A 3,943-nucleotide genomic window follows, 5' to 3' on the forward strand; every position below is an offset into this window, starting at 1 on the left:
TCTTTGCCGGTTAGCGCGTCGGTAATCCGGCCGCCCAGCTTGCCGAGATTGGGATCCGCCACTTGCGGCGCCAGCGTTGCGGCCAGCCCAGCTTCGGTGGGCATCGGGGCGCTAGCGGCGACCGGGACCACTCCCGGGGCCACTGCGGGGTTATGAGGCTCCGGCGGGATCTGCGGCTCTTTGGTGTTATGCCCGCCCGCAGTGAACAAGGCTGCTGCCGCCACCACAGCAGCAACGACCGCCAGCACGGCTACCCCGATAATCGCGTGGGTCGACCGCCGCCACCGAGTGGGACGCATGACTCTCCTGACTGTCTGCCCCAATTGTGCCGAACCGATCACCGACCGACGCCGCGTTGGCGGCTGTTCGATGTTCGGTATCGCTCCACTAGGGTCGATGGTGGCGACCCGCGTCAGCCGACGATCAGCCACCCTCTACGAAGGAGCCGACACGGTGCAATTCGACGTGATCATCGAAATCCCGAAGGGCCAGCGCAACAAATACCAGATCGACCACGACTCAGGGCGGATCTATCTGGACCGTTACCTCTACACCTCGATGGTCTACCCGACCGACTACGGCTTCATCGACGACACCTTGGGTGAAGACGGCGACCCGCTTGACGCGATGGTGCTGTTGCCCGAGCCGGTGTATCCCGGCGTAATGGTCAGTTCGCGGCCGGTGGGAATGTTCCGGATGACCGACGAGGCCGGCGGCGACGACAAGGTGCTCTGTGTCCCGGCCGGCGACGTCAGATGGGATCACATCAAGGACATCGACGACGTTCCCGCATTTGAATTGGACGTCATCAAGCACTTCTTCTCGCAATACAAAGCCTTGGAGCCGGGCAAGTTCGTCAAGACCGCCGACTGGGTCGGCCGTGCCGAGGCCGAAGCCGAGGTGCAGCGCTCAATCGAGCGGTTCCAGAACAGCGGGCACTGAGCGCCCGCACTGCGCGCCGCCGTCAGACAATATTGACGAGCGCCGCATGGCCGCGCGGGTGGCATCCTGGCATTTGTGAACCCAATTTGGCATTTCGCCGCGAATTTCTGGTGGCTGGTGTTCCCGTTCGGCGGCGTGATCGGCGGGGGTTTGCGGGCGATCGCCGCCGCCAACGAGCGCCGGGCCGAACGACGGCTCGAACGGTATCGGTTGAAGCAGCAGGCCAAGATCGCGGTCGCCGAAGCAACCGGGCGGGCGCGAAACACCAAGGAGAGCTACCGGCGTGAGCTCACCAAACTGATCGAGGAACACGACCGGACCAATGCGCGGTGGTTCGACTACGAGGTCGATATCGCCAAGCTGCTCGACTTTCCGATGATGACCGATATGCGCAACCCGCTGACGATTGCGTTCCATAAAGCTAAGCGGCACGCCGATCTGCTGCGCCCGGAGCGTCCCGAAGACCTCCTCGACGACCGCAACGCACAACTGGACTACCGCGATGCCGTGCACGAGTACGTCGCGGCGTTCGAAATCGCTGAGGCCGAGGCGATTCGGCGACGCCGCAGCGACTTCTCCGCCGACGAACAACAACGCATGGCGCGCGCTGCGCACCTGCTGCACCTGGCGCAAGACGAAGCCGCAAGCCCACAGGAACGGCAGACCGCCTATGCCCGGGCAAGCAAGGAACTCGAAGGCCTTGTCGCGCTGCCGGCCGCGGCGCGCGCAAGCATCGAACGGCGCATCGCCGGGGCAATAGAGGCCTAGCTCGGCGTCATCCCACGTGCCGCAGCGCGTCGGGCGTCAGGTCCTTGCGCGAGGGATAACCGTCCACGGCCATGATCAATTCGGCTTCGGCCAGCAGCGAGCGCAGCACGTGCACGATGCCGTCGACACCGCCGAGCGCCAACCCATAGGCGTAGGGGCGGCCGATCCCCACGGCGGTCGCACCCATCGCCAGGGCCTTGATGATGTCGGCGCCGCTGCGGATGCCGGAGTCGAACAGCACGGGCAGCCCGTCGGCCGCGTCGAGCACTCCCGGCAGGCACTCCAATGCGGCCAGCCCGCCGTTGGCTTGCCGGCCGCCGTGATTCGAGCAGTAAATGCCGTCGACGCCAAGGTCTTTGGCGCGCCGCACATCGTCGGGGTGGCAGATGCCCTTGACCATCAGCGGCAGGCTGGTCTCCGAGCGCAGCCATTCGACGTCGTCCCAGATGACCGGTCCACCGAAGATGGGCAACTTGCGCACCGCCGCGACGGTCGGGTCTTCGCCCGGTTGCAGGCCGGCGCGGAACACCGGGTCGCTGGTGTAGTTGGCGAGGCACCCGCTGGGCACCTGTGGATAGTTTCCGGCGCTGAGGTCGCGCGGCCGCCACCCCGTGACCCAGGTGTCGAGTGTGACGGCGATGCCCTTGAATCCCTCGGTCTCGGCACGATGCACGAGGCTGGCGGCCATCTCGCGGTCAGGCGGCGTGTACAGCTGAAAGAACCCCGGCGTATCGCCGAGCGCCGGCGCGACGTCTTCCATCGGGTCGGCCGACAGCGTTCCGACGAAGAACGGCACACCTGTGCGGGCTGCCGCGCGTGCGGCCGCCAAGTCGCCGTGGCCGTCCTGCGCGCACACCCCGATGACCCCGATCGGCGCCATGAACACGGGAGACGGCAACGTCACCCCGAACAACTCGACGGACAGGTCACGTTCCGTCGGCGCGATACCCATGCGCGGGAACAGGCCCCAGCGCTTGAAGGCTTCACAGTTGGCCCGCTGCGTGTGCTCGTCGCCGGCACCGCCGGCGACGTACCCCCACACCTTCGGCGGCATCGCCGCGCAGGCTTTGGCCTCGAGATCGGCGAAGAGGATGGGATATTGCGGCTGCCGGCCCGCCTGCCCTTGCTGATACAGCTCGTTCTGGTACTCGGCGAAAGCCATAGCGGCTGGATACCCAACTAATCGGGGTCGAGAACACGGGTGCCATACACGCTGGCCAGCGCGGTAACAACAAGCGTCACGACGATGACCGCAAGGCTGAGCAGCGTCGGGATCTCGGGCACGCTGAGGTGGTGACCGCCGTTGATGAACGGCAGCTCGTTTTCTCGCAGTGCATGCAGCACAAGCTTCACCCCGATGAAGAACAGGATCAGGGCTAGGCCGCGCGACAGATACACCAGCCGCTTCAATAGGCCGCCGAGCAGGAAGTACAGCTGTCGCAGCCCCATCAGCGCGAAGACGTTCGCGGCAAACACCAGGTATGGCTCTCGGGTCCGAACCTAGATCGCCGGAAGGGAGTCCAACGCGAAAACAAGGTCGGCGGCACCCAGCGCGAGGATGACGAGAAACATCGGCGTCATCGCTCTCCTGGAGCCCTCTTTGACGTAGAGCTTGACACCGTCCCAGGTGTCGGTGCTGTTCAGATGCCTGCGCGCGAACCGCACGACCCCGTTCTCCGCCTCACGCTTGCGGTTGTGATCGCGGGCCAGTTTGACCGCCATGTACACCAGAAATGCACCAAAGAGATAGAAGACCCACGAGAACTTCTGGATCGCGAGCGCGCCCAGCGCAATGAACATACCGCGCAGGATCAGCGCGATCACGATCCCGACGAACAGTGCTTGCTGCTGGTAGAGCTTGGGCACCTTGAAGCTGGCCATGATGATGATGAACAAGAACAGGTTGTCGATCGACAAGCTGTATTCGGTAAGCCATCCGGCGAAGAACTCCACGCCGAACCGATGGCCGTGGAAGAACCAAACCCAGATCCCGAAGAGCACGGCAAGCCCCACGTAGATGGCCAGCGCCGTCGCGCTTTCCCGTGTTGCCGGCTCGCGGGGCCGTCGCGCGATGACGACGACGTCGAACATTAGGACCGCGGTGGTCGCGCCCAAGGTGACGAACCATTCGAGCATCGACACGTGCAACAGGTGACCTCCGGTCTCAAGCAAAGCCAGAGGTCTCTTCCACCGTCACATCACGGTCCGCGGCGCCGGTCGGCCGATGGCGGGG

Annotated in this window: 3 protein-coding genes and 2 pseudogenes (1 of these 5 only partly in view); 2 read left to right on the forward strand and 3 right to left on the reverse strand. The window is 64.9% G+C overall.

The genetic code is table 11. The features are described 5' to 3' along the window. Positions 1–299 (reverse strand): annotated as a pseudogene (gene dacB, locus ACFE99_RS23115) (D-alanyl-D-alanine carboxypeptidase/D-alanyl-D-alanine-endopeptidase); its annotated part reaches 454 nt to the left of the window's first position; the annotation flags it as partial. A gap of 154 nt (positions 300–453) precedes the next feature. Between dacB and ACFE99_RS23120 the strand changes: the two are divergent. Together ACFE99_RS23120 and ACFE99_RS23125 are read left to right on the forward strand one after the other, a co-directional pair. Next, positions 454–942: an inorganic diphosphatase gene (locus ACFE99_RS23120; RefSeq protein ID WP_375488929.1), complete on the forward strand. Its 489-nt coding sequence runs from the start codon at positions 454–456 to the stop codon at positions 940–942. 75 nt (positions 943–1,017) lie between these two features. Beyond that, entirely contained in the window at positions 1,018–1,710 is a 693-nt protein-coding gene (locus tag ACFE99_RS23125) for a hypothetical protein (protein WP_375488925.1), read from the forward strand. 7 nt (positions 1,711–1,717) lie between these two features. On the opposite strand, the gene ACFE99_RS23130 is transcribed toward ACFE99_RS23125, so the two are convergent. Together ACFE99_RS23130 and ACFE99_RS23135 are read right to left on the reverse strand one after the other, a co-directional pair. Further along, positions 1,718–2,872, reverse strand: a complete 1,155-nt coding sequence (locus ACFE99_RS23130; protein WP_375488927.1) for an alpha-hydroxy-acid oxidizing protein — start codon at positions 2,870–2,872, stop codon at positions 1,718–1,720. Between the two features lie 17 nt (positions 2,873–2,889). Further along, positions 2,890–3,858: pseudogene (locus ACFE99_RS23135) on the reverse strand (TerC/Alx family metal homeostasis membrane protein). Positions 3,859–3,943 lie beyond the last annotated feature (85 nt).

This window comes from uncultured Mycobacterium sp. (genome assembly GCF_964249325.1).
Lineage (GTDB): Bacteria > Actinomycetota > Actinomycetes > Mycobacteriales > Mycobacteriaceae > Mycobacterium.

Bases quoted from the DNA above. Each gene is read 5' to 3' on its own strand.
- ACFE99_RS23130 (WP_375488927.1), bottom strand. From the start codon at position 2,872: ATGGCTTTCGCCGAGTACCAGAACGAGCTGTATCAGCAAGGGCAGGCG.